This window comes from Caballeronia sp. BR00000012568055 (assembly GCF_029439455.1).
Classification (GTDB): Bacteria; Pseudomonadota; Gammaproteobacteria; order Burkholderiales; family Burkholderiaceae; genus Caballeronia.
On the sequence record NZ_JAQFVG010000178.1, the window covers coordinates 1 to 800 of the forward strand.

The 800-nt window shown below is 56.6% G+C and carries 1 protein-coding gene and 1 pseudogene; one reads left to right on the plus strand and one right to left on the minus strand.

The annotated features are described in order from the left end of the window. On the plus strand, positions 1-400 hold a 400-nt coding region (locus P7F28_RS09585), incomplete at its 5' end, for a transposase (protein WP_277184204.1). Positions 401-447: 47 nt separating this feature from the next. Here P7F28_RS09585 and P7F28_RS09590 read toward each other — a convergent pair. After that, positions 448-800, minus strand: a pseudogene (locus tag P7F28_RS09590) (porin); the annotation flags it as partial.

The window sequence follows — 800 nt, forward strand, 5'->3', positions numbered from 1 at the left end:
CTGGATGGCTGCCACACGAGCCGACGCGTACGCCGCTTTCGACCGTTTCGTGTCGATCCATTCGGCGAAATATCCGAAGGCAACCGAGACGCTGAAAAAGGATCGCGAGAGCCTGTTGGCGTTCTACGACTTCCCCGCTGAGCACTGGCAGCATCTGCGGACGACCAACGCGATCGAGTCGACGTTCGCGACGGTACGTCATCGAACGACGCGTACGCGTAACTGCGTGTCGCGGCCTACCTTCCTCGGTCTGGCATTCAAGCTGATCGAGGAGGCGGAGAAAACCTGGCGCCGCATCAACGGACCGGAAAAGATCAAGCTGTTGCTCGAAGGCGTCCCCTTCAAGGACGGCGAACCGGTGCAAGACGATCGACCGGTTCAGCAGAAACTCGCCGCTTGAAATCGACCGTCACGATGCTGCTCATACACCACTCTTGACGTTAGCTCGGAGTACGATCCGAACGCGGTGAAACCGAATACCGCTGGAGATTGGTATTCGATGGTGTTGTTGACGCGATAATCGGTATCTAAACCGTCAATGTCACCAGGGTGCGCGCCGAAATATCCGGTCAAGTTATTCGTTGGGCTGTAAGGCAAAAGCGCTTGTAGATAAGCTGCATACTGGCGGCCCAGTGTAAGCGTCCCGAACATCGGCTGGCTAAGACCAACATACGCCGTTCGACCAAACATGGCATTCGTGTATTGCTGAGCACCGGTGGCGCTGTTGTAACCGCTCTCAAGCTTGAATATGGCCTTGAGGCGGTTACCGAGGTCCTCGGAGCCGAGCAGCCCAAATTTGC